Origin of the sequence: Corynebacterium sp. HMSC05C01, assembly GCF_001807155.1 — a bacterium.
Lineage (GTDB): Bacteria > Actinomycetota > Actinomycetes > Mycobacteriales > Mycobacteriaceae > Corynebacterium > Corynebacterium coyleae.
In genome coordinates this window covers 22,803-49,288 of the sequence record NZ_KV787969.1, presented here as the reverse complement: position 1 = coordinate 49,288, position 26,486 = coordinate 22,803, and the positions used below count along the sequence as shown (strand labels likewise).

Here is a 26,486-nt window from a genome sequence, read left to right as displayed (position 1 = left end):
AAATCCCCATGTCACTTGGGTAAGGAACGGCGGCCCTTCTCTTTCGGGGGAATTGATTCTCAGCTATATGGACCTAGAAACCTCTGCCCATCAAGGTGGATCATATGCGTCGGCTCATCCGCAACCCACGCTTCAGTTTCCCAAGCTAAATCCAGCAAATAGGACCGCATCGTCCGCTTATCGGGGAAACACGACACCAACACAAGACCCGCAGAAGAGCTACCGAACAACTCGTGCAACTCCCTGTATCGAGAGTGGTCAACAGGCCCATGAGTTGAGCAGGCCTCCATCAGATACAGCCAATTCTTGGACGGCTCGTACACAATCAAATCGGGCATTTTGCCGTGTTCATCGAGCTCAACCCCAAGATTTGCAAGCGTGTCAGAATCGAAATGCACCAGTTTCTGATCGGCATCCCCGATATACAGCACTCGGCCATTGTCAATGAACTGCGGGCAAAACTTCTCGACCATATCTTTGATCAGCTCATTCTGTCCGCCCTTTTTCAGCGTGAGGTCTACATCACCTGGAAGGGTCACTGTAAACCTCCCTCGTTGGCGGGCCGCTTGATGCTGCTCGATAAGGGTGAGCCTCTCAGCCAAATATCTCTCAACGACCGAATCGAACTCCGGCGAGGCATAGGATTGCACGACTTCTAGTGCTTCGGGGGTGAGTTTGTAGTTGTTCAGGCTTGAGTTTGTGGGTCGGTACGGGTCGTCGGCGTTTTTAATGACGAATCCTGCCTCACCGAACTGTTTCAGCACGAAACGGCGAACTGTCTCGCGGCTATTTTCCGCGATTGGATAGTCGAGCCTAGAACGCATGAAATCCATCAGCCCACGGACTCCATACATCTCGTTGGTGGCGTCCGCCCACGAGTCGGTTTCATCAACATGGGCCAACGCGAGAAGGGTTCGTGCGGAAATATCGTTGGTTCTTTTCGCGTCGAATCCAAGCTGGGTGAGAATATCTTTCGCCTCGTCAAGGGTAGCCATGTACTACAGGCTAGCTTCCGAACACCGTGGAAACGGCTTCATCGGGTGATGTGTTTTGTAGTGCCGCAAGAGCGTGAAGCTGTTCGACAGTTGGGTAAGGCATCATTTTCAGATCGCCTGCGTTGACCTGCGTGTGCCCAGAAAACACGCGGAAAAAATCATCGACATAGGTGGAGTTCAGCCATATTGCAAGACCAATCGCCAATTCCTGGTCGAGCCCTTGGCCATTGTGGTGGAAGAAGTTTGTTTTGTTATCAAACGCTGCGGTCGGTCCGTTCCAAACTGCGGCAACGATTCGTCGTTTTTCCTCTTTCGCACTGAAACGCTTCACGAGAACATAGGAACCTGCGGGGACAAGATTCTTGTCACTCTCGATGTCATCGGACATGTAGTACTGGGGTTTGGTGACGGTCGGTTTGGGGTGGGTGATTCCTTGTTGGTTGAAGTGTGCCGGGTAGACGATTGGGACAGCGCTGTCGGTTGGTTCTGTGGCGAGTTTGTCACGTGATCGGAAGTCAACGACTCGGCCTGTAGAAACGTTGAACGGCAGCTCGGCAAGGGCTGCGGTGACGTTGGACATCCATGCAACAGCGTTTTCATCTTTGTCGGTGGCGGGAACAAAGATGACACCGCCTACTACGACTGCGTTGTAATCGACGGTGCGTGAGGTCACATCGTGGGCTTGGGATCGCGAGGTGGAAAGTTCAACGTTTTCGGGAGTTTCCTTGCTGGAAATGAACGTGGTGATGATCGACTCTTGCAGTACACCTGTGTCTTTGAAAACTTCTCTGCGGGATTCGAAGGTGTGGATGGATTCGATACTGGTGGTGTCGAACATGAACTGCCGGAATCGGGTGAAGTATGTGCCGTTGTAGAACGAGCGTGGGGTGATTGCGGTGAGTCTGCCACGGTCTGCGAGGAGGGTTTTGGCTATGGCCAAAAACGCGGCGTAAAGGTTTGGGGCGTGGATGCCTTCAGCTTTGAGGTGAGTGGATTCTGGGGACTTTGCAGGGAGTTTTGCGTAGGGAGGGTTTTGGATGCAGAGATCATATTTTCTTGCCTCAGATGCTTCCTTGAAGAGATCCTGCTGGTCTGAGCCCCAATAGATGAAATCAGCATTGTGCACCGAATAGGTGACCCGTGGATTGAAGGCAACACAGGCCTTGAGGGTGTCCGTCAGCGTGGGGATTAGCGTGGCATCCTTTTCCACAGCTGTGATGTGAATTTCGGTAGTGGGACAAAGTGACGTGATCCGCTCTACAACTGCAGCTGAAAGGATTCCAGGCCCTGCTCCGGGGTCGAGAACCCTGACGGAAGAAGGTAGGTGAGGGTCAGGGATCAGTCGCTCAGCCATGAGCGCAGCGACCTCCCATGGCGTAAAAAACTGCTCCTCTTGGGAGAGATGGTCTAAACCGATTTCAAGTGTGGCATTTATCCGGTGAGTTTCTGCCAGGTCCGATAGGTTCAAAATTCACATCTTTCTTCAAATCCCCAAACACTTTACGCTTTGTCCGGGATGTCGACGGTCTATATTCGCCGAAACACCTCACCACTGAGATTCGGTTCTTAGGGGGCACCAATCTTCGGTGGGGCTGAGTGGAGCTACTCGCGTTTCCAGCCTGCGTTCGCAGCGGGCAACACGGACTTTCGCGCAACCGTCTGCTGTTTTTCGCAGCATTTGAGAGTCTGTGCTGAGTATTTTTCGAACGCTCGAAAACCCATTATGCCCGCTTGTGGGACCTGTTTCCCAAACGTCCGGAACTACACCCAAAATTAGGTGGAAATTTGTTCCGAGTTGCAATGATGGCTGAAGTAAACTAAAGGGGCGTTTCAATCCCAGATGTTGGGCGCAAAACATCGAGCGCAGGCATGTCTTCCTAACGCAGACTGATGCCTGCAAAGACAACGGCAATCTGGGTGCCGGAAAGGTTTTCAAATGACCAAGACAGTTTTTCCTAGCAGCATGACACCTCTGCTCCCGTTCTTTCAAGGTGCCGAGGTGTATGGCGAGGTATCGCCGAAGACCGGAAAAGACGGTGAGCAGAAGACAGCTCAGGGGATTCTCCAGTGGACGGTCCCTGTGATAGTGCCTTTTGGGAGGCTAGCCACAGAACAACGAGTGACGGTTGTCGCCGATAAGAAGCCGGCGCTCAGGGATGGCGACCGAGCGCAATTTGTTGATCTGCACGTAGGTGCCTATTCCTCTGGAAGCGCAGCGGGAATATACCTTTGGGCGACGCAAGTTCAGAAGGTCGGTGATGCGTAATGATCAGCGCGATCATGATCGTCATCTATCTGTTTTTAGCTAGTGTATTCGCCCTCGCTCTCTATTCGGAGTTCGGCAGTTTTCCAAAAGCCAGAGAACACTGGCGAATGAAAATCAATGGAATCTTTGGCACACCACTAAGTGAGCGAGGAGTTCAGAGGCCTGAAGACGTCTTTGAGCCCGGGCCAAATTCTTTGGCGGCTTGGGAGCGCGCGGGGTTGATGCCGGAAGGGTTACCACCGACCATTCGGCGTCAGCATAATCTGCCAGGGCTCGTGTACCAGATACAACATCCCTACCTAAATACAGCTCGGCTAGTGAAATCTGTCGATGCGCTTGTTGCTCAGGTGCCATTCTATGGAGCTGAAATCGAGAAGCGTGGCGGAGGCACCGTCGAGGTCCGGGTGATAAAGCAGCGAATCCTGTAAATGAGTTGGCCCGAGCTGGGAGATGCGAGCGGAGCGAGCATCGACTGGCGAGGGCCAAGTGGGGGCTAGTGTTACCCCCCACTTCTGTCGCTGTCGCAGCGCAGATAGAACGTAGTTTTGATGAAAGGAAAGATAAAAATGAGCGAAAAAACCAAGCAATCGAGATCTTGGCTATTGACTATTCCAGCCAAAGATTATGACCGCGAATACGTTGAGGAGGCTCTTTCGAATTATACCTACATGGGCCAGCTTGAGGAAGGGAAATCTGGGTACCGCCATTGGCAAATTCTCATTGAAAATCCACATGCAGTTCGCTTCACCACGCTTAAGAATCTAATCCCCAAAGCGCATATTGAGCCACGAGCAGGAAGCCTAAGACAAGCGGCTGAATATGTCACAAAGGAAGATTCGCGTGTGGAAGATGAGGCCCCGCTGGAAAATGGTCGGATCGTCATATCCAACGAGCAGGGCCGACGCAAAGATGTCGAGGTGATTCGTGAAGCCATCTTAGAAGAAAATCAATCGGTAGACCAAGTGCTACTTAATTTTCCAGAGGCTGCGAGGATGCAAGCCTACGTTCGAGAATTGGTCTCTGCACGTGATCGAAGAAATGCTCGCGGCATCATGCGTGACGTCCAGGTTACTTATCTCTACGGCGAACCAGGTACCGGAAAGACGCACTGGGTTTACGACAATTTCCCAGATCTCTATCGAGTCACAGATTACAACCACCCGTATGATTCTTACGGAGCTGAAGATGTGCTTGTTCTAGACGAGTTTACGGGTCAGCTTGGGCTGACGGACTTAAACAATTTGTTGGACGTCTACCCACTACAGCTGCCTGCCAGATACGCGAACCGGACAGCTATGTTCACCAAAGTCGTCATAATCTCAAACCTGCCACCATGGACCCTCTATAACGGGCATCCTGATATTTTAAGGCGAGCGTTTCTTCGCCGTGTAGATCGAGTCCTACTGATGGACGAAGGAAAACCTGTAGAAGTTCTTCGCGATCTAGTCCTGGCTAAGTTCGGCGTAGAGAAGCCAAGGGAGCAAGAGTTTCAACCGGCCTCTAGCTAGGGAAAGATGCAGGAAACCCCGTTGGGAATCACCAACGGGGTTCTTGTCTACCAGCAGGTTTATATAGAAGGGTTCTAGAAGGGTGATCCCCTGTCTCAAACCTATGATGTATGGCCTACCTGCTATTTTGTGCCCCAGGTGAGACTCGAACTCACACTGGACGGGTTTTGAATCCGTTGCCTCTGCCAATTGGGCTACTGGGGCGACGCGCGAAAGTGTATCGCAGTTCACCCCGATGTGTGAAATCGCAGGTGGATTAGGTGCGGAAGGTCGTGTCGTGGCGCCCGCTAGACTGGCTGACCGTGACTACAACATCGGAAAAATCCAAGCGTTTGCTGTTGATCGACGGCCACTCGATGGCCTTCCGCGCGTTCTATGCGTTGCCTGCGGAGAACTTCTCCACGTCGGGTGGGCAGCACACGAATGCGGTGTACGGATTCTTGTCCATGTTTGCCAATATTCTTTCCGACGAAAAGCCGACGCACGCTGCTGTCGCGTTCGATGTGGGCCGAAAGACGTTCCGTACGGAGCGCTTTCCGGAGTACAAGGCGCAGCGTGAGGCTACTCCACCTGAGTTTAAAGGCCAGGTTCCGCTGATTGAGGACGTGCTGGGGGATCTCGGCATTGTGACGTTGAGCAAGGAGAACTTTGAGGCGGACGATATCGTCGCCACGCTTGTGACCCAGGCTCGTGCAGATGGTGACTACGAGATTGTTCTGGTCAGTGGTGATCGCGACTACATCCAGCTTGTCGACGACACTACGACCCTCCTGTACCCAATGCGTGGCGTGTCTACGATGACGCGCTTTAACCCGGCGGAGGTGGAGAAGAAATATGGCCTGACGGCTGAGCAGTACCCGGACTTCGCGGCCCTGCGTGGCGACCCGTCAGACAACCTGCCGAATGTGCCGAAAGTGGGGGAGAAGACCGCCACCAAGTGGATTACGCAGTACGGCACGCTCGAGGGGCTTATCGAGCATGCGGATGAGTTGAAGGGGCAAGCAGCCAACAACTTCCGCGAACGCATTGACCAGGTGCGATTGAACCGCGAACTCACCGCAATGGTCACCGATGTGGAACTGCCCGTGGCGCCGGGTGATCTCGAACTCAAGCCAGCCGATGTCGCCCAGGTTGCGGCGCGTTTCGACGACCTCGAGTTCGGCGTGAATCTGCGCGAACGCGTGCTCGCCGCGGTACCGACCGATGGCAGCGCACCCGAACCTGAGACGGTGGAGCTGGCTGACGTGACGGTTGATAACGAGTCTCTGGACACCTGGCTGAAGTCTCATGAAGGTCAAGGCCTTGCCCTGTACCTTTCCGGTACGGCGACGCCTGGATCGGGTGATCTGACGGCGCTGGCTATCGTCGATAAGCAGCGCCACGGCATTGCGAAACTTGCCGCCGATCTGTCGGCTGATGAGGACAAGGCGCTGAAGACCTGGCTCGAGTCGGATGACCCGAAGTTCCTGCACGAAGCCAAGGCTGCCTATCACATGCTGCGTGGCCGCGGCATCGAGCTGCAGGGGATCGCGCACGATACTGCGATCGCGGCGTATCTGCTGCGTCCCGGCCAGCGCACGTATGCGCTCGAGGATGTGTACCAGCGTCACCTGCAGCGCCAGCTCAGCACCAGCTCTGATCAGCTGAGCTTGCTGGATGATTCGGGCGATGTAGATGCGGCTGCGGCGATTCTGGAGCTTGCCGCAGAGTTGTCCAAGGACCTGCGCGAGATCAACTCTTACGAGTTGTACGCGGACCTCGAACTGCCACTGGTCACGGTGCTCGCGGAAATGGAGCACATTGGCATCGCCGTTGATCTGGACGTTCTGGAGGGGCTGCGCAAGGACTTGACGCATAAGGTTGAGCAGGTCGAAGAGCAGGCGCGTCAGCTGGTCGACGAGCCGGACCTGAACCTGTCTAGCCCGAAGCAGCTCTCTGTCGTGCTCTTTGACAAGCTTGCGCTGCCGAAGACGAAGAAGACGAAAACGGGTTACTCGACTGCTGCGGCTGAGATCGAAGCACTCGCAGAGAAGAATCCGCACCCGTTCCTTGATTATCTGCTCGCGCACCGTGAGCACCAGAAGATGAAGTCCACGGTGGAAGGCCTGATTAAGACGGTGCAGCCGGATGGCCGGATCCACACCACGTTTAATCAGACTGTGGCCTCGACGGGGCGTCTCAGTTCGGCGGAGCCGAACCTGCAGAACATTCCCGTGCGTACTGAAGCCGGGCGCAAGATTCGCTCTGCGTTTGTAGTTGGCGAGGGCTACGAGTGCCTGCTTACCGCCGACTACTCGCAGATTGAGATGCGTGTGATGGCGCACCTTAGCCAAGACGAGGGCCTGATCGAGGCGTACCGGGCGGGGGAGGACCTGCACAACTTCGTTGGGTCCCGAGTGTTTGATGTGCCGATCGATCAGGTCACGCCAGAGCTACGTCGCCGGGTCAAGGCAATGTCCTACGGCCTCGTCTACGGCTTGTCTGCTTACGGCCTGTCGCAACAATTGTCGATCTCCGCCGGTGAGGCGAAGGGCATTATGGAGAACTACTTCGAACGATTCGGCGGGGTAAAGCGCTACCTTGATGAGGTTGTCGAGCAGGCGCGTCGCGACGGCTACACCTCGACTGTGTTCGGTCGCCGCCGCTACTTGCCGGAACTCACAAGTGACAACCGAATCGCGCGGGAGAACGCCGAGCGTGCAGCGCTGAATGCCCCGATCCAGGGCACTGCTGCGGACATCATCAAGGTTGCGATGCTTCGTGTCGACGACGCCTTGCGGGACTACGCATCACGTGTCCTCCTACAGGTGCACGATGAGTTGGTGCTCGAGGTTGCCCCGGGCGAGCTAGACGCTGTCCAAGCGATCGTGGAGCGCGAAATGGACAAGGCAATCGAACTCCTCGTACCGCTAGAGGTGTCTGCAGGTACTGGCGCAAACTGGGAAGAGGCGGCGCACTAACCGCGAGTACGTTTCGGGAAAGCACGAGGCGGGCATCACGTGAAGCACGCAAACTTCATCTGATGCCCGCCTCGAGTACGGCGTCCCCAGTTACCGTATCCCCCGACGTGGCCCAACCCCCCAGGCCATTTCCTTTTTCTATTTTGTTACCACCTAGCGGCGGGATTCTCGATTAGGTACCGAGCCTCAGACAGTGCTTATATTTCACTCTGTTCTGGGGCTATTCCTCAAGAACCAGGTAAAACCTTAATTGCTACTGAGCGGGCGCACAAGCAATGCACAGTAACTGTTAAGTATGTGACGGAATGTCTAATAAGTCGCAGCTTATGTGGACAGGTGAACGGCTTTTTGGATCCTTTAGTTACGTGGGGGTAAGTGCCAAATTTCTACCCCCGACACCTACCCCCGCTGGGGTGTTGGCGAGGCCTGATTGGTCTATGTGTCACTGACGGTTTTCTCGTTGGAGGCATCCTCGATGGCGTCTTCAACTGCTTCTTTAAATTCATCCTCCTCGAGATTGGAGTCTTCGGCGAGATCTTCAATCTCTTCCGAGGTGTCGTCGTCAAGCGCTGCTTCGACCGCATGAGCGCGGCGCTCGCCTTCTTCTTTCAGGCGGGTGCGGTGGCGGAAGTAGACGACGGTCATCACTGTCATCACGAACAGGCCGAGGTAGCCCAGGATCGGGTACAGGTTGGAAACGAGTGGCTGGAAGCCGGCGAAGGAAAGGCCAAAACCGACAATGCAGGCGATGGCATAGACCGGGTAGAAGCGCTCTGGGTTCTTCCTGGTGAGTCGCTTTGCCAGCGCGTAGAACATGCCCAAACAGGTGTTGAACACCATGAGGAAGATCACCCAGGTCATGATGAAGCCCAGGACTGGGTGGACGTTATCCAGAACGGTCAAAAGTGGCATGTCATGGCCGTTAACTACCTCGACCTGCATGAGCAGCGCGGCTACAAGAAGGGCAAGAAGTGCCACGTAAATGAGTCCACCAAGGACTCCGCCAATGCGCGTGCTCTTCGTGTCAAACTCATCACCGGCCATCACGATCGCCATTGAGACACCACATAGGGCGTTTAGTCCCGTGTGGTTGAGTGCGCCCAAGAACCAAAACGGGGTGCCGTCAGCGCGGTTTACCTCGTTACGTGCAAAGTTATCCACCTCAGACCAGTCGACGCTGATCTGGGTGAACGAATAAATCGCGCCGATGAGCACGAAGATCACCAGCAGGGGAGTTGCCCAAGCGATGACGGAGGCGACGCGGTCAACGTCGAACCGGCCGACGATAAGCATCAGTACAAGCATGAGTACCGCGCCCACCCAAATCTGCCAGTCGAATGCTTGGTTCAGGTTCGAGCCTGCGCCAGCAAACATGACAAAGCCGACGGAGAACATGCAGATAACCGCAGACCAGTCCATGAGAAACGCGGCGGGCTTCGATGCCACCTTGTAGAAGACTTCATTGTGTTCGTCGGCGAGGAAATACGACCCGAATGTGACAAACGCGGTGGCGGCTAGCAGCATGGTCACGCCAGCAACGATCACGCCCCAAAAGCCCTGGGTGCCGTAGGCGACGAAGTATTGGAGTGCTTCCATGCCGGAGGCAAAACCCGCTCCGACGACGATGCCGACGAACGATGCTGCGACGGCAAGGCTGCGTTTCCACATAGAGTGAACACACTTTCTGAGTTGTAGAGTTATGGACTTGCGTCATGGTAGTCCCTTGCTTATAAACTGCGTTGCAGTGCCCGGGGGCTCAGATCATTTGCTCTAGCTGCGGAAAGTGTCTACACTCGTGCGGGCGTGTCTACGCGCGAGCTTGGCGTCCATCGTAATAGGAGGGTGTGGCGACCAGCCCGCTGCGAGATCAGCAATCGCGAGCGTTTCGGCGCTTACGCTGCTGAGAGAGACGCTTCTGTCCAATCACGATCTCCTATTTTTTCGGAGCACATACTACTTATGCGCACTACCAACGCACCCCAGGTTGCCATCAACGACATCGGTGGCCCTGAGGAATTCCTCGCCGCAGTCGACGAGACCATCAAGTACTTCAACGACGGTGACATCGTCACCGGCACCGTGGTCAAGGTTGACCACGACGAGGTCCTGCTCGACATCGGCTACAAGACCGAGGGCATCATCCTCACCCGCGAGCTCTCCATCAAGCACGACGTCGACCCGGAAGACGTGGTCGAGGTCGGCGATGAGATCGACGCGCTTGTCCTGACCAAGGAGGACAAGGAAGGCCGCCTGATGCTGTCCAAGAAGCGTGCTCAGTACGAGCGTGCTTGGGGCACCATCGAGGAGCTGCAGGCCAACGACCAGCCGGTTACCGGTACGGTCATCGAGGTCGTCAAGGGCGGCCTCATCCTCGACATCGGCCTGCGCGGCTTCCTGCCGGCATCGCTGGTCGAAATGCGTCGTGTTCGCGACCTGGATCCGTACATCGGCCAGGAGCTCGAGGCAAAGATCATCGAGCTGGACAAGCACCGCAACAACGTGGTCCTGTCCCGTCGTGCTTACCTGGAGGAGACCCAGTCTGCGGTCCGCTCCGACTTCCTGCACCAGCTGCAGAAGGGCCAGGTCCGCAAGGGCGTCGTGTCCTCCATCGTCAACTTCGGTGCATTCGTTGACCTCGGCGGCGTTGACGGCCTCGTCCACGTCTCCGAGCTGTCCTGGAAGCACATCGACCACCCGTCCGAGGTTGTCGCTGTTGGCGACGAGGTCACTGTCGAGGTGCTCGACGTCGATCTCGACCGCGAGCGCGTCTCCCTGTCGCTGAAGGCGACCCAGGAGGATCCGTGGCGCGTCTTCGCCCGCACCCACGCTGTGGGCCAGATCGTTCCGGGCAAGGTCACCAAGCTGGTTCCGTTCGGTGCGTTTGTCCGCGTCGAAGAGGGCATCGAGGGCCTCGTCCACATCTCCGAGCTGGCTCAGCGCCACGTCGAGGTTCCGGACCAGGTTGTGAACGTCAACGAAGAGGTCATGGTCAAGGTCATCGACATCGACCTGGACCGTCGTCGTATCTCCCTGTCGCTCAAGCAGGCTGACGAGGACTTCGTCGAAGAGTTCGATCCGTCTCGCTACGGCATGGCCGACTCCTACGACGAGCAGGGCAACTACATCTTCCCGGAGGGCTTCGACCCGGAGACCAACGAGTGGATGGAAGGCTACGACGAGGCTCGCCAGCAGTGGGAGGCTCGTTACGCCGAAGCAGAGCGTCGCCACCAGGCACACGCTGCCCAGATCGAGCGTCACCGCGCCGCTGCAGCCGAGGCTGCAGAGCAGGCTGGCGATCAGGCCAACTACTCCTCTGAGTCTGCAGCTGCAGCTCCGGCAGCTGACCAGGCTGAGGAGAACATCGGCTCGCTGGCTTCCGACGAGCAGCTCGCTGCTCTGCGCGACAAGCTTGCTGGCAACTAAGCCACGACGAGTTCGTGCTTAGGGATTGCCCTTAAGTAATCAGCGTTAGCGCCCCGCATCACCGTCATGGTGGGCGGGGCGCTTTGCTATCTTCACATGCATGAAGAAAGTTGGACTCACGGGCGGAATCGGCAGCGGCAAATCCACAGTTGCGCGAATGCTAGGGAAGGAAGGTTTCCCGGTCGTGGACGCCGACCAGATCGCACGAGAGATCATGGAACCAGGCTCACCGGTGCTCGCACAGGTCGCGGAGGTTTTTGGCGAGGATCTTATCGACGACACCGGCGCCTTAAACCGCGCAGAGCTGGCGAAACGCGCTTTCTCTTCGACGGAGCAAACGGAGAAATTGAACGCTTTAACGCACCCGGCCATCCGCGCTGAATCCAACCGGCGATTCGATGAGGCAGAGAAGGCAGGCGCTCGCGCGGTGATTTACGACATGCCGTTGCTTGTGGATCTCGGCCTACACCACGACATGGACATCACGGTCGTCGTCGATGTTGATGTGGACGAGCGGGTACGCAGGCTCGTCGACAAGCGAGGGCTCACGGAATCGGACGCGCGGGCGCGCATCGCGCAGCAGATTGACGACGACACCCGACGGGCGGCAGCCGACATCATTGTGGATAACAACGGGCCGCTCGAGGCACTCGCAGCACAGGTAGAAAAGGTTGTACGGATGATTAACGCGTGAGGTTCTTACCGTAAATACCGCGGAAATTCACTCTGTGGCAATCATTGATTTACCTACGCCTTTTAGCGTGACGCGGTATGGGAACTTGGGATACAGGGCCGTTTGATAACGACCCCGCAATCGAAGCGGTTGACGCAGTGGTCAACGGCACATTCGACATTGCCCAATTCCGTTTCGATTGTGGTCTTGGGTCTCTGGGAACTGATGAGGCTGCATCCGTCATCGCGCTTGCTGCCATGCTTAACGGACATTTCCCCGAGCGACATAGTGGTGCCGGCGTCGATTCGCCGTTCACATTCGACGACCGGCAGTGGATCAGGCGGCGCGCCCGTTCGATTCTTCGACCAGGTGGTTCGGAGCTCTACTCCATGTGGGAGGACGCAGGCGAACTTGACCAGTGGCTTGCCGAAGTGCGAAAGTACGCCGTCTGACTGTCCTTACTCAGCGTTTGTGCTCAACGTAGCGCAGAACTGCCAGAGCAACTCGCCGGCCTTTGTCAGGTTGGCCAGGAACTCTTCCGGCTGTTCGGCAGTCGCTGCGTTCCAGGAGACGCAATACTCCGTATCGTCGTGCAGCGGGGTATACGCGATGCCGAATCCTTCTGGCAATGCCGGTGCGAAGCAGTAGCGAGCGATCTGAGCTGCGCCGCCGATCGAGGTCGTGGATAAGAAATCGCGACGAGCAGCGGTTACACGCGTGTCGTTGAAGAATGCGTGAGTGTCGTCGATAGTCGCCATCATCTGGATATGTCGGTCGAAGCCGTTGCCAGACTTGCACCGCTTCACCCATGCCCGATGCGCGTTGATGGCGGCCTCGAGGCCAGCCTGTTCAGCCGTACCCTCCACAAGCGCTCGCGCAAAAGCAGCAGCCTCGGGTGTGGCGGCGCGCAAGCACTCCGTGCGTCCGGCACGGAACTCACGCATGTCAACGGCCTCATATGCCGCGCGTACTCGGCCGTAGGTCAGTTGCTGCGCGATAGTCATCATTAACTGCGCTGAAGCATCGCGGCTGAACTTCAACGGCAGGTCCGCAGGCTGGTCAAACGGCACGTGCACGATGCGGGTACGCAATTTCTCCGCCGCGCCCGCAACCTCGGCAACGCTCTTCTCGATGCGCGTGGTGAGCGCGTTATCGAGATCCCAGCGCAGTTCCTGCGGCTTTGCGACGAAATCTGCGCCGACACCGATCTCCGCTTCTTGCATGCGCGTGATCGCGGTAACGAGGGTTCCGCCGTCCTGGCACGAGTGCTCAACGTGCACTGCACTCCAGGGATCTGTCAGGCTGAACTGGTAGCTCAGCGGCTTGTACGTCCATGCACCACGGGGGAGGAAGGTCAGTTCGTTGATCCGCTCCTCGTCGGAAGCGTGTGTGGTTACTCCGTAGTCGATCAGGTCGACGGTGAAGAGGAACTCCTGCAGACGTTTGTACACATCGCCGTTGTCGCCCTGTGCCAACATGTCCGGCAGTACTTCTGCAAGCGTTTCGGAGCCGAGCAGCGATGCCGCGTTGAAGTCCACGCTCTGCTTGCGCGGGGCGTCCAGAACCGTCTCAAGCGCGTTTCGCAGGTTCGGAGCTGCAATCGGCTCGCCAGCCTCGTCGGTCACGGGTACTGCGTAAAGGTGCCCATCGACAAACACGCCGATCTCGCGGTTGGCAGTGCCTGCGGTGGCGACGATGATCTCATCCTCACCGGCACTCGGGTGGCGCAGCCCTCCGCCAAAGACAAACCACTGGTCTTGGGTAATGCGGTTGCCGCGCGCGTCCACGTAGTCCGGCAAGTCATCTCCCGCAGCTTGGAGGTGAACAACCAACGCTCGCCGGATGCCGTCAACCACACGGTCCAAGCCAGTCTCCTCAGATGGCAGCGCCAGCTGGAAACCCACGTTCGTCGTCAGTGTCAGTGGCCCACGGGTTGCCAGGTAGCTCGAATACCACTCGTCGGAAAGCCAGTTCGTGCCTTCGGCCTCACGGGTTGCTGCGCGCTGCCGCAGTGCCTCGTCGAGACGCGGGGCTTGCGACTGCGCGAAGTCAGCGACGATCGCCTTCGCTTCTGCAAGCTCGGTCTCGTCGAGAACCGCCTCAAGCGCATGAATGTAAGCCTCGAGCGTGGACGAAAGATCCGGAACTGGCAAAGCTTTCAGATCGCGCGTCAACGGGTGCGGAGTAATAGGCACTTAAAAGCCTTTCTTCAAAGAGAGTTAAAGTTCCGGGATATTTGCTAACAAGGACTTGGTGTACTCGTGCGTTGGCCGCTCAAGAACATCATCGACTGGCCCTTCGTCCACGATAACGCCCTTGTTCAGCACCGCAATACGCGTGGCGGTGTGACGTGCCAGCGCAATGTTGTGGGTGACAAACAGCATCGATAGACCGCGCTCTGCGCGAAGGTCTGCAAGAAGCTCGAGGATCGATGCCTGGACCGACACATCGAGAGCCGACGTGATCTCGTCGCACACCAACACGTCAGGAGCATTCACGAGCGCACGCCCAATCGCAGCGCGTTGGCGCTCACCACCGGACAGATCACCCGGGCGACGGTCGTAGAAACTCCGGTCGAGCTGGACAGCTTCCAAGACGTCCTCGACGACCCTGCGGTGCTCCTTCCGCGACAACTTGCCCGACATGACAAGTGGCACGCTCAGCGACTCACCGATCGTGCGCCGCGGGTTCAACGAGGAAAACGGCGACTGGAAGATGTACTGAACGTACTGACGCTGATCCACGGTGCGCTCGCGGCTGCCGTGCTCAAGCAGTTCGCCCCGCAGGCGCACCTCTCCGGTGTAGCCAGGGTTGAGACCTGCGATTGATCGAGCCAACGTTGTCTTGCCGGAGCCAGACTCGCCGAGCAGAAGAATCGACTCACCCTCCTCGAGCGTGAGATCAATGCCGTGGAGGACCTTGTTGTCGCCGTAGGCCATCTCCAGATTGTTCACCTGCAGCAGCGGGGCAGCGCTATCGCGCTCCTCAACCTGGACGGCAGAGGCGATGCCGTGGCCGGTGATGTTCTTTCGACCCGGCAAATCTGGAATCGCGGCGAGAAGCTTTTGAGTATACGGGTGCTGTGGGTTGTACAGCACCGCCTGCGCAGGGCCTTCTTCGACGATGTCACCGCGCAGCATAACCACGACACGGTCCGCCAACTCAGCCACCACTGCAAGATCGTGCGTGATGTACAACGAAGCGATGTCGTTCTTGTGCGTCATCTCGCGCACGGTGTCCAGCACGTGGGCTTGGGTGGATACGTCGAGGCCGGTCGTAGGCTCGTCGAGAATCAGCACGTCCGGGTACATGGCGAACGCCATTGCGATACCGACGCGCTGCTGTTGGCCACCAGAGAGCTGGTGCGGCCAACGGGCCAAGTATTCGTCGGTGTCCGGCAAATCCACGTCGCGCATGACTTCGCGGACACGAGCACCAGCATCGCCATCGAAGGAGTGCACGTCGAGCACTTCACGGATCTGTTCACCGATACGCATCGTCGGGTTCAAACTCAGTGCCGGATCCTGCGGCACATACGCGATGCGGCTGCCGCGAAGTTCCCGCAGATCAGCTTCGCTGAGGTTGAGGACGTCATAGTCGGTTCCGTTTGCGGAATGGAGGGTCACGGTGCCGTCGAAAAGCATCAGTCCCGGGCGAAGATGACCCATAGCAGCCAAACCGGCAGTAGTTTTGCCCGAGCCGGACTCGCCGACTAGACAGACAATCTCGCCCCGTTTCAGCGTGTAGTCCACACCGTGGAGGATCTCAGCGCCTTCCAACGTGCCCAGGCGAAGGTCGCTCACGCTGAGCACAAAATCATCTGACGACTTGGTGTTGCCGTCTTGGTTCGCGGATATCGCGGTAGTCATTCGTCATTCCCCTTTGCTGCTATCCGTTGTGGCGGATGGGCTCGTGCTTCGGCACCCGTTCCGGGTCGATGGTCTGGTTGCGGCCGCGCTTTGGCGGTGTAGCAGTGGTTGCGGTGGCGCGCGCTGTGGCGTCGGCCAACATGTTGGTGCCGATAGTCAGCACAGCAACCGCAGCCACCGGCAGAAGCACGCCCCACGGCTGCAGCGATAGTGCGATGCGGTTCTCGTTGATCATCAAACCCCAGTCCGCAGCCGGCGGCTGGATGCCAAGGCCAAGGAAGGACAGCGAGGCAATCGAACCAATGGAGTAGGTCAGACGCAGACCCGCCTCCACAGCCAGCGGGCCGGTGATGTTGGGCGCGATCTCCTGGATGAGAATTCTCCAGTGCGGCACCGAATACATCTGGGCGGCGCGGATGTAGTCCTCGTTTGTCACGGACATCGTCGCAGCACGTGCCACACGGGCAATGCGAGGCGCGTGCGTCAAACCAATGACCAGGACGAGCACGGTTGCTGAGGGGCCAAAAATAACGATGGCCAACATGGCAAAAATTAGCTGTGGGAACGCCAAAATCACGTCGTTGAGCCGCATCAGCACCGAATCGACTTTGCCACCTGCGTATCCCGCAATCATGCCGATGATGGTGCCGACAACCATGCCGAGGACCGTGGCCAAAAACGCGGTCACCAACAGGATGAGGCCACCGGCAACGAAGCGAGACAGCACCGAACGGCCAAGGTTATCGGTGCCAAACACTCCGATGTCCGTAAATGGCAGGCCGATGAACTCCGTTGTGCTGCGACCGGTGATCTGCTCGGCGAAGAAATACCCGACGACCGCCAACGCGATGACAAGCCCCGTCAAGACGAGTCCGACCTTGCCTTCGGACTGTGCCCAAATTCGGGACAGCAATGGTTCCGGCTTGGACACCGACGTTTTCAGTTCAGAATCGTCGACCACGGGTTTCGGGGTTTTCCCTGGTTCTTGGGGGTGTACTGGTGCAGACATCAGTTACTCCTCAACTTCGGGTTAGCCGCAATGCTGACAAGGTCCGCCAGTAGGTTGACCACGACATATACCGCGGCGATCAGCAGTGAGACAGCCTGAACAACTTGTACGTCGCGGTAGTTCACCGCATCGATGAGCGCGACGCCGAGGCCGGGGTAGCGGAACAGATACTCGACGACCACAATGCCGCCAGCCAGCCACGCGAGCTGGATTGCGACGACCTGTGCAATGGGCCCGACCGCGTGGGGCAGCGCATGACGGAACACCACGCGACGCTCGGGCACGCCTTTCAGTCGCGCCATCTCGACGTAGCCCGATTCCAGTGCCTCGATCATCGTTGCGCGAGTCATACGCGCCACATAAGGCGTGACGACGAACGCGAGAGTCAAGGTTGGCAACACCAGCTGCATTGGGAACTCCCACACACGACTGCCCGGAGGTGACATGGTCACTGCCGGCAAAATTTGGAACACCGAGGTAGCGAACAACGTGACCAGTGCGATACCGATGACGAACTCCGGCAGCGCAGCGAGAATCAACGTCACCCAGGTGATCGCCGAATCGCGCTTGTAACCGCGCCACCACGCCGCATACACACCCAGGAGCACGCCGACAGGGATCGAAATTGCCGCGGCGAGCAGCATGAGTACCAGCGAATTCACCAGTGGCTCGCCAAGCAGTTCAGAAACTGGGCCACCGGTGGACGTCGATGTGCCCAAGTCACCGGTGAAAATGCCTCCCAGCCACAGCAAGTAGCGGGTGACCGGAGGCTGGTCGAGATTCATTTCTGCCTCGAGCGCCGCGATACGTTCCGGCGTTGCCTGCTGGCCCAAAATTGCCGTGGCCGGCGAGCCAGGCAGAAGCAACGTCGCGCAGAAAATGATGACGGATACAGCGAACAGGATGAAGACACTCACCCCGAGCCTGCGAAGAATGAACTTGCCCATGTGTGCTTATGCCTCCGCAATCCAAACTCGCTCGAACATGGCCTGGCCCAGCGGCATACCGCCGGGGTGGGTTTGAAGCCCCACCACGTATTTGTGGTACGCGTCAATCTGGTTAGCAAAGCCCCAGATGATGTAGCCGCCGTCGTCGTAGAGACGCTGCTGCAGCTCGTGGATCATTTCGCTGCGTTTTTCGTCGTCGACAATCGTTCGGGCCTCGTTGGCCAACGCAGTGAACTCCGGGTCCACCCAGTGGGTCTCGTTAAACGGTGAATCCGCCGTTGCACACTGGTTGACCTGCTGGAGGAAGTTTCGCGTGTAGTAGAACGACAACGCGAACGGGTACTCCAGGTAGTTGCCGTCGGCGAAGAATGTCGAGGAATCAACCTGGTTAATAGTTACGTTGATGCCAGCAGGACGGACCTGCTCTGCGTATACCTGGGCGCTACGTAACGCGCCGGTCTGGATTTCAGCGGCGTTGAGGGTGACATCGATACCGTCCGGGTAGCCCGCCTCCGCGAGAAGACGCTTGGCCTCCTCGATATTCTGCCCACGCTGGGGAATGTCCTCCGGGTAGGCGGGGTCGTACGGGCTGAACATGTCGTTGCCCACTTGACCTTCGCCGGAGTAGACCTGGTCCACCAATTGCGGGCGGTCCGCGGCAAGGCGCATGGCGCGGCGCACGCGGACATCATCAAACGGTGCAACGTCCACGCGCATCGTCAGCGGCAACCACATGCCGGTCTGCGAAATGAGGGTGTCCAAGCGCGGGTCTGCATCGATCACACGTGCAAGCGAGTGGTTCAGGCTGCCGATTGCGTCAACCTGGGAAGACAGCAATGCGTTGAGCATGGCGTCCTCCTCCTGGAAGTCGATGATGACAACGCTGTCTAGGTAGGGAGTCTCTCCCCAGAAGTTCTCGTTGCGCACCATCTTCGTCGACTGGCCGGGGGAGAAGTGCTCAAGCTTGAAAGGGCCGCTGCCGATCGGGTTCTTGGGATCGTAGTCCTCCGGCACGATGCCCATTTGATACTCGGCAAGACTGTCAATGAGCGTCGCGTCCGGGGCATTGAGGTAGATGCGCAACTCATTCGGTCCGGTGACCTCCATCGATTCGATGTGGTTGATCGATGCAGCACCGGACTTCGGGTTGTCGGGATCGCGAATACGGTCGTAGGAGAATATGACGTCCTCAGGGCGCACCGGTCGACCGTCTGAGAACTGCACACCATCGCGCAGCGTGATGGTCCACACCGTCGCGTCGTCGTTTGGCTCAATAGCCGTGGCGAGGCGGTACTGCAGGTCGTAGTTGGTGTCGTAGCGTACGAGCGAGTCGTACATGTTGATCAAACGCGTGCCGTCAGAAGCACTCGTTGGAATGTGCGCATCTACGGTGTCGGTGGAAGAACCTCCGACGAGCCCCACCCGGAGCCTGCCGCCGCGACGAGGTGGACCAGAGGTGTTTATCTCCTCGACGGGGGCGGTGGTACACGACGCCAAGGCAAGGGTCGCTCCACCCAGCACGGTCGCCCGCAGCATCTGTCTTCGAGTCATCTGCATAGAACGCTTCACCTGTACTTTCCGACGTGCGCTGGTAGTGCGCTGTTAAATCTATAAGTACAAAGGTATTGTCTTTAGTGATTGCCTGCAAGCAGATTTACTTATAGATCCAGTTTTTGGTTTCGTCGATACACTGGCGAGCATGGCTTTTGCTGCTGAACATCCAGTCCTCGCGCAGTCCGAGTTTCGCCCTGTCGGTGAGATTGAGCGGCGCGAAAAACCATTCGAGGTGGTGTCAGAGTTCCAACCCTCTGGCGACCAGCCGCGCGCCATTGCCGAGTTGGATGAACGCCTCAACCGCGGCGAGCGCGATGTCGTGCTACTGGGTGCGACCGGTACCGGTAAGTCCGCAACTGCGGCATGGCTGATCGAAAAGCAACAGCGCCCCACCCTTGTGATGGCGCCGAACAAGACGTTGGCTGCGCAGTTGGCCAACGAGCTTCGCCAACTGCTGCCGAACAATGCGGTGGAGTACTTCGTGTCGTACTACGACTACTACCAACCGGAGGCCTACATCGCGCAGACGGATACCTACATTGAAAAGGATTCGTCCATTAACGACGACGTCGAGCGCCTCCGTCACTCCGCAACCTCCGCATTGTTGTCGCGCCGCGACGTCGTCGTGGTGTCCTCGGTGTCCTGCATCTATGGCTTGGGTACCCCGCAGTCGTACCTGGATCGCTCCGTTGTCCTGCGCGTCGGGGAAGAGGTGGAACGTGATCGCTTCCTCCGCCTGCTTGTCGACGTCCAATATGAACGCAACGACATCGACTTCAAGCGCGGTACCTTCCGCGTCAAAGGCGACACCGTGGACATTATTCCGGCCTACGAAGAAGTCGCGGTGCGTGTGGAGTTCTTTGGCGACGAAGTGGATTCGCTTTACTACATCCACCCGTTGACGGGCGATGTGCTCAGCCAGGAAGACGAGGTCCGGATCTTCCCGGCAACGCACTATGTGGCCACTGACGAGCGCATGGAAAAGGCGATCGAGGCGATTAAAGAAGAGCTTGCAGACCGCCTCGAGGAGTTGGAGAACAAAGGAAAGTTGTTGGAGGCTCAGCGCCTGCGTATGCGCACTGAGTATGACCTGGAGATGATCCAGCAGGTCGGGTTCTGCTCCGGCATTGAGAACTACTCGCGCCACATGGATGGTCGCCCCGCGGGCTCTGCGCCGGCGACACTGATCGACTACTTCCCGGAAGACTTCCTCACCATTATCGACGAGTCGCACGTCACCGTCCCACAGATCGGTGGCATGTTCGAGGGTGATATGTCGCGAAAGCGCAACCTGGTGGAGTTCGGGTTCCGTTTGCCGTCCGCGGTGGATAACCGCCCGCTGACGTTTGATGAGTTCGAAGCGCGCGTCGGCCAGACGGTCTACATGTCCGCGACCCCGGGCGACTACGAGCTTGAGGCAGCGCAAGGCGAGTTCGTCGAGCAGGTCATCCGCCCGACTGGCCTGGTAGACCCGAAGGTCACCGTGAAGCCGACGAAGGGACAGATCGATGACCTTATCGACGAAATCCGCGGCCGCACGGACAAAAACGAACGCGTGCTTGTGACCACACTGACAAAGCGCATGGCCGAGGATCTCACCGATTACCTGCTGGATAACGGCATCAAGGTCCGCTACCTGCACTCGGACATTGATACCCTGCAGCGTGTCGAACTGCTACGCCAGCTGCGCCTTGGCGAGTTCGACGTCTTGGTCGGCATTAACCTCCTGCGTGAGGGCCTCGACCTGCCTGAAGTTTCGCTCGTCGCCATCCTCGACGCCGATAAGGAAGGTTTCCTGCGGTCGACGAAGTCGCTCATCCAGACGATCGGTCGTGCAGCCCGAAACGTCTCCGGCGAGGTCATCATGTACGCGGACCAGATCACCGAATCGATGCAGGAAGCAATCGACGAGACCGAGCGTCGCCGCGAAAAACAAATCGCATATAACAAGGAACACGGCATCGACCCGCAGCCACTGCGCAAGGCTATCGCCGACATTTTGGATCAGGTCTACGAGAACGCGGATGCGGACGCGCCAGCGTCGCTGAGTTCAGACACCGCTGTCGCGGAGAAGCCAGATGTGGCGAACATGGCCTCTGACGAGGTGCAAAAGCTTATCGACGACCTCACCGTCCAGATGCGCGACGCCGCTCGGGAACTGAAGTTTGAGCTGGCGGGACGCCTCAGGGATGAGATCGCTGACCTCAAACGCGAACTGCGTGGTATTAAAGACACAGGAAATTAGCGAAAGGACAGAATCCTCATGCACACCTACACTTCTATCGCCGTCGGTACTGACGGTTCACCGACTTCCATGGTCGCCGTGCGTGCCGCCGCAAGCCTTGCACGCGTGTACGACGCGAAACTCACGATTATCTGCGCGCACTACACGGCGTCTGGGTCGATGCTGAACTCCACCAACGCGGAGCTCAGCCGTGTCGACATCGTGACGGAGACGAACGCGCGCAACATTTTGGCTGAGGCAAAGAAGATTGCTGAAGAGGAGCAGGCGAAGGAAATCAACCTGGTCTCCTCAGGCGGCCAACCCGCGACCGTGCTGGTGGAATCGGTGCAGGAATATGACGTTGATCTGCTCGTTGTAGGTAACAAGGGCATGCGTTCCATGGCGGGCCGGATCTTCGGCAATATCCCGGGCAACGTGGCGAAGAAGGCGCCGGTGGATGTCATGCTCGTCGATACCCGGTCTGAGGGACACAATTAAATCCTTCGTGGGTAGAATGTCCCCGATATCCGCGCCGTAATCTTGAAAGGTGATTTCCACATGGCCGATTCCCCGTACAAGACCATTGTTGTTGGCTCCGACGGGTCCAAGTCGTCCCTCCTGGCCGTAGAGCGTGCCGCTAAGTTGGCTGCTGCATTCGGCTCCACCCTCGTTATCGGCACCGCCTACTACGAGAACGAGGATGAGGCTGCCAAGGCCCTGCGCCAGGACTCCGTGACCATCCTCGGTGACCAGAAGGCTCTAGAGAACCTTGAGGGTGCCGCTGAGCACGCACGTTCCTTCGGTGCACCCGACGTCCAGACCGCGACCCGTCCGGGTACCCCGGTTGAGGCGCTCATGGCGATCGTCAACGACAACAACGCTGACCTGCTCATCGTCGGTAACCGTGGCATCAACTCGCTGACCGGCCGTCTGCTCGGTTCGGTGCCGGCTGATGTCGCGCGTCAGTCCAACTGCGACGTCATGATCGTCCACACCGTGAACTAAGCGGTTTCCCGCTTAGTTCCCGATCACCGTCAGCGTCTGCGTGGCGCGGGTGACAGCGACGTAGAGGTCTTGCCACCCTTGTGGCGAGGCCTCTACGATTTTTTGTGGCTCCACCACGGTGACGTGGTCGAATTCGAGGCCTTTCATCTCGTCGACGTTGTGCACATCGATCACCGCATGCAACCCATCCCGCTTGTCGACGACCTCCGCACCTGCCGGAAGAAAATCAACCGGAATGCCGGTGGATCGGATTGCCGTCGGTGCAGTCGCCTCCGGATCAATTTGTGTCAGAACTTCCGCCGCATAATCTGAGATTTCCTTCGGCGTGCGGTAGTTCACCGTCAGCTCGTGGAGACGGAAGCGCTGACCCACAAAGCGTTCGAGTGCTGCGGTCCAATCGTCCACGCCTGCTGGCGAGGAAGTCTGCGCGGTATCTCCGACAAGGGTCATCCACCTTGCCGGGCACCGGCGAAACACCATGCGCCATTCCATTGGGGATAACTCCTGCGCCTCGTCGACGATGATGTGTCCATAGGCCCATGTTTGATCCGCACTGGCGCGCTGCGCGGTAGAACGATTATCAGTGACCCGCTGACGAGCAGCGAGCGTCTCTGCGTCGATCACGTCAGCCGCAGAAAGAATCTCCGCCTCAAACTGGTCGTCATCGTTATCGGTGGACTCGGACGAGGCAAGGATATCCAGCGCGTCTTCGGCCTCCTCCACGAGTTCGCGCCACTCGGCTTCTTCCTTGCGGCGGGCTTCTTCCGGATCGACGGTGCCGATCAGCACCGCCAGTTCGTCCACAAGTGCAGTATCGGCGGGGGAGAAGTCCTCCTCCGGGGAGCGCAGCAGCGCCGCACGTGTGTAGTCGTCGTAGTCGTAAGCAGCGTGCGCAATCGCATCCTCATCGGTGAGGAACTCACCGAGTAGGTCGGTGGGGTCGAGCTCGGGGAAGTGCTCGTCGATAAGCGCTAGCACCTGTGGCTCATCGGCGAGGTCATCGTGGAGCTGATCTACGTCTGCAGCAGACAGCAGGTTGGCACCACCGAGGGGATCTTCACCAATCTTTTGGGCCAAAGCCTCCGCCAGCGATTGGGTGAGGTGTTCTGCAAAGAACGGACGCGCCTGATTGTGCGGCCGGCGGGAGCGACGTGCGCGAGTGCGCGCGGCCTTGATCATGGCGGGCGTGGCCTCAATGGCTACTGAATCAATCGTCAGCACGACCGGCTTGTCGGGAACAGTTTCGTAGGCTTGCACGGCGCGCTTGAGAATCGTCACCATCTCCTCCGACCCCTTCACCTCCCGAGCCGCGATCGAATCGCTGCCCGTAGGCGTAAACCCGGGGACGAGTTGATCAGCAGTGGAAAGCACTACGCCAGTCTCGCCGAGCTCCGGCAACACACGGGAGATGTACTCCAAAAACGCCGGGTTCGGACCCACGATAAGCACGCCGGTGCGGCTGAGCTGCTCGCGCCACGTGTACATCAAATAGGCAATACGGTGCAGGGCAACCGCAGTCTTGCCCGTACCCGGACCGCCCTGTACAACCATCACGCCGCGGGTTGGATCGCGGATGATCTCGTCCTGCTCGCGCTGGATCGTCTCCACGATTGAGCGCATATGACCCGTGCGCGCTTCATTCATCGCACGGCGAAGCGCAGCCTCAGAGCCAACCCCGGCCACCGATGTGTCTGCGTTGTCGCCGGACAGCACCTCGTCATCTACCGCAGTAACCTTGCGCCCCCGCATGCGGATATTTCGGCGCGTCTCCACGCCCTCTGGGTGGGCGGTCGTCGCAAGGTAGAAGGGGCGTGCGAGCGGGGCACGCCAATCGAGCAACAACGTGCGGTAGTTATCCTCGCGGTCGTCAATGCCGAGTCGACCAATGTAGCGCCGGTCCAAATCCTCACGCCCCGGCACTGGATTTTCGGGCTCATCGTCTGCAACGTCAATGCGCCCAAAGACAAGCCCGGCTTCAGCAACGCCAAGCGTGTCCAATTTGGCATTGAGGCCGTGGTACTCAGTTTCTCGCCGCACAAGAGCGTCCGAATCCGGGTTGTCCGGGTCAACATCACGCTGAACCTCTTCGAGCCTCGCACGGGCACGAGCCACCTCGGCGTCGAGGTGTGCGAACAACGTATCCGCGTGAGACTGCTCGTCGGCGACGGGGTCAGGTGAAAGATTGTGCTGTAAATCCTGCATCCCCAAAACAAACAACCCCGAGGCGGGAAATATTCCCAACGCCTCGGGGCCGTAACGTTCAACTAAGTTCAGTGCTTAGCTGAGCTTCTTCTGAGCCTTCTTCACCAGCTTCTTCGCGCGCTTCTCAGCCTTCTTGGCCTTACGCTTCCACTTCAGCTTGGTGATCCAGGACGGATCAGCATCGAGCTTGTCCCAAGCCTTCTCCAGCTTGTCGATGGCACCCTGCGCCTTGTCCTGAGCCTTCGCGGTTGCTTTGTTGACCTTGCGCTTCGCCTTGAACTTGTCCAGAGTAGACGGCTGCAGATCGTTGAGCTGATCCTGCAGGTCACCAACAACGCTGTTGACCTTGCGCTTCGCCTTGAACTGCTGGATCTTCGACGGCTTCAGGTCATCGACCTTGCCCTCTGCCTTGTCTGCAGCGTCATCGAGCCAGTCACCAGCGTCGGAAAGGAAGCTCGAAGCCTGCTTCTTAGCGTCGTCGAACCAGTCGCTAGCGGTATCGCCGGCCTTGGAAGCGGCCTTCTTCCAGTCGCCCTTGTTGTCGTCGATGTAATCGGCAACCTGGTCGGTGCGGTCAGAGAACCAGTCACCAGCCTTGTCAAAGGCCTTCTCGGTCTCAGACTTGGTCGGCAGCGCCTGCTTGATGTTCTTCTGCGCAACGGAAGCGGCGTTCTGTGCACGCCACTTCATGTTCGGCTTGCCAGCCGTATCAACAGTTGCCAGCAGCACGCCACCAGCAAGACCGAGGTCGGTCAGGGCGCCACTGCGACGACGAGCCTTCTCTTCCTCGCTGTCGGCCTCCCAGAATGCGTGGCGGCCAATCACCGTCGGGATCGCGGTTGCAGCCAGCAGGGTGGCGGACAGGCGCGGGAACTTGCCGATTGCGAACAGGGAGCCAGCGCCAGCCTTAACGCCGCCGACAATCTTTGCGGCGGATTCCGGATCCTCCGGAACGAAGCCGCGGTACTCGGCTGGAACAGCGGTGCGCAGCTTCTTCAGGACAGTATTTGCGGAGTCCTTGTGGGCTGCCGGGTTCAACAACGTCTCAACGCCGTCGATCACGTAGACCGATGCCAGCATTGGGCGTGCGATTTTGCGAATCATATATGTACCCAAATCCTTACGTTTTGTAGCTGATTGTGCTCCCACCGAGTGTAGCGATTTTGCGCCAGGCCAGCTGTGTCCTATTGCACAACGCCACTTACCAGCGACGCTCCCACCACTCGTCAAGGTGCGGCCGTTCTGCGCCCAGCGTGGTGGGTTTTCCGTGGCCAGGGCGAACGATTGCGTCGTCGGGGAAGGCGTCGAAAAGCTTCTGTTTCACATCGTTGAAGAGTCGCACGAAATCACCCTCGGACTGGGTTTTGCCCAAGCCCCCCGGGAATAGGGAGTCGCCCACGAAAAGGTTCGGGGCGCCGTCGATGTCTACCGCGATAAACGCGCCGCCGGGAGTGTGCCCGCGCAAGATACCCACAGGAATGCGATGGCCGGCGAACTCGATGGTGTCACCGTCGCGCAGTTCCACATCGGGGGCGACGGGAAGTGCAGGGGCATCCAAAAACGGTGCGTAGTGTGTGGCGCCGGTTGCTTCCAACACAGCTTCCAAAGCGCGAGTGTGGTCGTGGTGGCGGTGTGTTGTGAGAACCGCGGTAATTTCCACACCGGCGTCGCGGGCCATGGTGAGGAGGGTGTCGGGCTCGTCGGCGGCGTCGATAAGCAAACCTTGCTCCCCGGAAGAGAGAAGGTAGCAGTTGTTGTCCATGGCGGATACGGAAACCTGGTGCAGCTTCAGCGAAGTACTCATGCCCGCCACAGTAGTAAGGAATGTTTGTATAGCGCGCGACGTTGGTA

General features: G+C 58.2%; 21 protein-coding genes and 1 tRNA gene. 10 read left to right on the top strand and 12 right to left on the bottom strand.

Annotated features, from left to right (window positions below; genetic code table 11):
- Positions 1-59 precede the first annotated feature (59 nt).
- The gene (locus tag HMPREF3145_RS09170; RefSeq protein ID WP_070422937.1) at positions 60-995 is read right to left on the bottom strand and encodes a BsuBI/PstI family type II restriction endonuclease; all 936 of its coding nucleotides are present in this window, start codon (positions 993-995) and stop codon (positions 60-62) included.
- A gap of 10 nt (positions 996-1,005) precedes the next feature.
- Positions 1,006-2,463: an Eco57I restriction-modification methylase domain-containing protein gene (locus tag HMPREF3145_RS09165; RefSeq protein ID WP_141740854.1), complete on the bottom strand. Its 1,458-nt coding sequence runs from the start codon at positions 2,461-2,463 to the stop codon at positions 1,006-1,008.
- Between the two features lie 468 nt (positions 2,464-2,931).
- On the opposite strand from HMPREF3145_RS09165, the gene HMPREF3145_RS09160 reads away from it, so the two are divergent.
- The 3 genes from HMPREF3145_RS09160 (at position 2,932) to HMPREF3145_RS09150 (ending at position 4,769) form a co-directional block, all read left to right on the top strand.
- Entirely contained in the window at positions 2,932-3,261 is a 330-nt protein-coding gene (locus HMPREF3145_RS09160) for a hypothetical protein (RefSeq protein ID WP_070422935.1), read from the top strand.
- Complete coding sequence (locus tag HMPREF3145_RS09155; RefSeq protein WP_070422934.1) at positions 3,261-3,689, top strand: hypothetical protein; 429 nt, start codon at positions 3,261-3,263, stop codon at positions 3,687-3,689. Before HMPREF3145_RS09160 ends, HMPREF3145_RS09155 begins: the two co-directional genes overlap by 1 nt.
- 138 nt (positions 3,690-3,827) lie before the next feature.
- Positions 3,828-4,769, top strand: a complete 942-nt coding sequence (locus HMPREF3145_RS09150; RefSeq protein ID WP_070422933.1) for a hypothetical protein — start codon at positions 3,828-3,830, stop codon at positions 4,767-4,769.
- Between the two features lie 130 nt (positions 4,770-4,899).
- Here HMPREF3145_RS09150 and HMPREF3145_RS09145 read toward each other — a convergent pair.
- Positions 4,900-4,973 (bottom strand) — tRNA-Leu (locus HMPREF3145_RS09145).
- A 152-nt stretch (positions 4,974-5,125) separates the two neighbouring features.
- Between HMPREF3145_RS09145 and polA the strand changes: the two genes are divergently transcribed.
- Complete coding sequence (gene polA, locus HMPREF3145_RS09140; RefSeq protein ID WP_070423018.1) at positions 5,126-7,729, top strand: DNA polymerase I; 2,604 nt, start codon at positions 5,126-5,128, stop codon at positions 7,727-7,729.
- A 435-nt stretch (positions 7,730-8,164) separates the two neighbouring features.
- Here the strand turns inward: polA and HMPREF3145_RS09135 are convergent, their stop codons facing one another.
- Positions 8,165-9,397, bottom strand: a complete 1,233-nt coding sequence (locus tag HMPREF3145_RS09135) for a YkvI family membrane protein (protein ID WP_070422932.1) — start codon at positions 9,395-9,397, stop codon at positions 8,165-8,167.
- A gap of 291 nt (positions 9,398-9,688) precedes the next feature.
- Between HMPREF3145_RS09135 and rpsA the strand changes: the two genes are divergently transcribed.
- The 3 genes from rpsA (at position 9,689) to HMPREF3145_RS09120 (ending at position 12,277) form a co-directional block, all read left to right on the top strand.
- A complete protein-coding gene (rpsA, locus tag HMPREF3145_RS09130; protein WP_070422931.1) occupies positions 9,689-11,152 on the top strand; it encodes a 30S ribosomal protein S1 in 1,464 nt (487 codons plus the stop codon).
- Positions 11,153-11,252: 100 nt separating this feature from the next.
- Complete coding sequence (gene coaE, locus HMPREF3145_RS09125) at positions 11,253-11,846, top strand: dephospho-CoA kinase (RefSeq protein ID WP_070422930.1); 594 nt, start codon at positions 11,253-11,255, stop codon at positions 11,844-11,846.
- A 77-nt stretch (positions 11,847-11,923) separates the two neighbouring features.
- Positions 11,924-12,277 carry a DUF4259 domain-containing protein gene (locus HMPREF3145_RS09120; RefSeq protein WP_070422929.1) on the top strand — a complete coding sequence of 118 codons (354 nt, stop codon included), beginning with the start codon at positions 11,924-11,926 and terminating at the stop codon, positions 12,275-12,277.
- Between the two features lie 6 nt (positions 12,278-12,283).
- Here the strand turns inward: HMPREF3145_RS09120 and HMPREF3145_RS09115 are convergent, their stop codons facing one another.
- From HMPREF3145_RS09115 to HMPREF3145_RS09095, 5 genes are read right to left on the bottom strand one after another with little or no spacing between them, the layout of a single operon-like run.
- Positions 12,284-14,020 carry a choline/carnitine O-acyltransferase gene (locus tag HMPREF3145_RS09115; protein ID WP_083279490.1) on the bottom strand — a complete coding sequence of 579 codons (1,737 nt, stop codon included), beginning with the start codon at positions 14,018-14,020 and terminating at the stop codon, positions 12,284-12,286.
- A 24-nt stretch (positions 14,021-14,044) separates the two neighbouring features.
- Positions 14,045-15,694: an ABC transporter ATP-binding protein gene (locus HMPREF3145_RS09110; RefSeq protein WP_070422928.1), complete on the bottom strand. Its 1,650-nt coding sequence runs from the start codon at positions 15,692-15,694 to the stop codon at positions 14,045-14,047.
- Positions 15,695-15,713: 19 nt separating this feature from the next.
- Positions 15,714-16,703, bottom strand: coding sequence for an ABC transporter permease (locus HMPREF3145_RS09105; RefSeq protein WP_070422927.1), 990 nt, complete (start codon positions 16,701-16,703; stop codon positions 15,714-15,716).
- Positions 16,703-17,650: an ABC transporter permease gene (locus HMPREF3145_RS09100; RefSeq protein WP_070422926.1), complete on the bottom strand. Its 948-nt coding sequence runs from the start codon at positions 17,648-17,650 to the stop codon at positions 16,703-16,705. The genes HMPREF3145_RS09105 and HMPREF3145_RS09100 overlap by 1 nt, the downstream gene beginning before the upstream one ends.
- A gap of 6 nt (positions 17,651-17,656) precedes the next feature.
- Positions 17,657-19,201 carry an ABC transporter substrate-binding protein gene (locus HMPREF3145_RS09095; protein WP_224212741.1) on the bottom strand — a complete coding sequence of 515 codons (1,545 nt, stop codon included), beginning with the start codon at positions 19,199-19,201 and terminating at the stop codon, positions 17,657-17,659.
- Positions 19,202-19,349: 148 nt separating this feature from the next.
- Here HMPREF3145_RS09095 and uvrB point away from each other — a divergent pair, with 148 nt between their 5' ends.
- The 3 genes from uvrB to HMPREF3145_RS09080 are packed head-to-tail and all read left to right on the top strand — an operon-like array spanning position 19,350 to position 22,433.
- Positions 19,350-21,449: an excinuclease ABC subunit UvrB gene (gene uvrB / locus HMPREF3145_RS09090; RefSeq protein WP_070422924.1), complete on the top strand. Its 2,100-nt coding sequence runs from the start codon at positions 19,350-19,352 to the stop codon at positions 21,447-21,449.
- Between the two features lie 18 nt (positions 21,450-21,467).
- Positions 21,468-21,926, top strand: a complete 459-nt coding sequence (locus tag HMPREF3145_RS09085; protein WP_070422923.1) for a universal stress protein — start codon at positions 21,468-21,470, stop codon at positions 21,924-21,926.
- A gap of 60 nt (positions 21,927-21,986) precedes the next feature.
- Entirely contained in the window at positions 21,987-22,433 is a 447-nt protein-coding gene (locus HMPREF3145_RS09080) for a universal stress protein (RefSeq protein ID WP_070422922.1), read from the top strand.
- A gap of 12 nt (positions 22,434-22,445) precedes the next feature.
- Here the strand turns inward: HMPREF3145_RS09080 and HMPREF3145_RS09075 are convergent, their stop codons facing one another.
- The 3 genes from HMPREF3145_RS09075 to HMPREF3145_RS09065 all read right to left on the bottom strand — a co-directional run bounded on the left by HMPREF3145_RS09075 (position 22,446) and on the right by HMPREF3145_RS09065 (position 26,439).
- Positions 22,446-24,635, bottom strand: a complete 2,190-nt coding sequence (locus HMPREF3145_RS09075) for a HelD family protein (RefSeq protein ID WP_070422921.1) — start codon at positions 24,633-24,635, stop codon at positions 22,446-22,448.
- A gap of 75 nt (positions 24,636-24,710) precedes the next feature.
- Complete coding sequence (locus HMPREF3145_RS09070; RefSeq protein WP_070422920.1) at positions 24,711-25,739, bottom strand: DoxX family protein; 1,029 nt, start codon at positions 25,737-25,739, stop codon at positions 24,711-24,713.
- Positions 25,740-25,836: 97 nt separating this feature from the next.
- Positions 25,837-26,439, bottom strand: coding sequence for an MBL fold metallo-hydrolase (locus HMPREF3145_RS09065; protein ID WP_070422919.1), 603 nt, complete (start codon positions 26,437-26,439; stop codon positions 25,837-25,839).
- Positions 26,440-26,486 lie beyond the last annotated feature (47 nt).

Excerpts from the sequence above, each read along its gene's own strand:
- HMPREF3145_RS09170 (WP_070422937.1), bottom strand. The coding sequence starts at position 995 with ATGGCTACCCTTGACGAGGCGAAAGATATTCTCACCCAGCTTGGATTC.
- HMPREF3145_RS09160 (WP_070422935.1), top strand. The coding sequence starts at position 2,932 with ATGACCAAGACAGTTTTTCCTAGCAGCATGACACCTCTGCTCCCGTTC.
- HMPREF3145_RS09155 (WP_070422934.1), top strand. The coding sequence starts at position 3,261 with ATGATCAGCGCGATCATGATCGTCATCTATCTGTTTTTAGCTAGTGTA.
- HMPREF3145_RS09150 (WP_070422933.1), top strand. The coding sequence starts at position 3,828 with ATGAGCGAAAAAACCAAGCAATCGAGATCTTGGCTATTGACTATTCCA.
- polA (WP_070423018.1), top strand. The coding sequence starts at position 5,126 with ATGGCCTTCCGCGCGTTCTATGCGTTGCCTGCGGAGAACTTCTCCACG.
- HMPREF3145_RS09135 (WP_070422932.1), bottom strand. The coding sequence starts at position 9,397 with ATGTGGAAACGCAGCCTTGCCGTCGCAGCATCGTTCGTCGGCATCGTC.
- rpsA (WP_070422931.1), top strand. The coding sequence starts at position 9,689 with ATGCGCACTACCAACGCACCCCAGGTTGCCATCAACGACATCGGTGGC.
- coaE (WP_070422930.1), top strand. The coding sequence starts at position 11,253 with ATGAAGAAAGTTGGACTCACGGGCGGAATCGGCAGCGGCAAATCCACA.
- HMPREF3145_RS09120 (WP_070422929.1), top strand. The coding sequence starts at position 11,924 with ATGGGAACTTGGGATACAGGGCCGTTTGATAACGACCCCGCAATCGAA.
- HMPREF3145_RS09110 (WP_070422928.1), bottom strand. The coding sequence starts at position 15,694 with ATGACTACCGCGATATCCGCGAACCAAGACGGCAACACCAAGTCGTCA.
- HMPREF3145_RS09105 (WP_070422927.1), bottom strand. The coding sequence starts at position 16,703 with ATGTCTGCACCAGTACACCCCCAAGAACCAGGGAAAACCCCGAAACCC.
- HMPREF3145_RS09100 (WP_070422926.1), bottom strand. The coding sequence starts at position 17,650 with ATGGGCAAGTTCATTCTTCGCAGGCTCGGGGTGAGTGTCTTCATCCTG.
- HMPREF3145_RS09095 (WP_224212741.1), bottom strand. The coding sequence starts at position 19,201 with ATGACTCGAAGACAGATGCTGCGGGCGACCGTGCTGGGTGGAGCGACC.
- uvrB (WP_070422924.1), top strand. The coding sequence starts at position 19,350 with ATGGCTTTTGCTGCTGAACATCCAGTCCTCGCGCAGTCCGAGTTTCGC.
- HMPREF3145_RS09085 (WP_070422923.1), top strand. The coding sequence starts at position 21,468 with ATGCACACCTACACTTCTATCGCCGTCGGTACTGACGGTTCACCGACT.
- HMPREF3145_RS09080 (WP_070422922.1), top strand. The coding sequence starts at position 21,987 with ATGGCCGATTCCCCGTACAAGACCATTGTTGTTGGCTCCGACGGGTCC.
- HMPREF3145_RS09075 (WP_070422921.1), bottom strand. The coding sequence starts at position 24,635 with ATGCAGGATTTACAGCACAATCTTTCACCTGACCCCGTCGCCGACGAG.
- HMPREF3145_RS09070 (WP_070422920.1), bottom strand. The coding sequence starts at position 25,739 with ATGATTCGCAAAATCGCACGCCCAATGCTGGCATCGGTCTACGTGATC.
- HMPREF3145_RS09065 (WP_070422919.1), bottom strand. The coding sequence starts at position 26,439 with ATGAGTACTTCGCTGAAGCTGCACCAGGTTTCCGTATCCGCCATGGAC.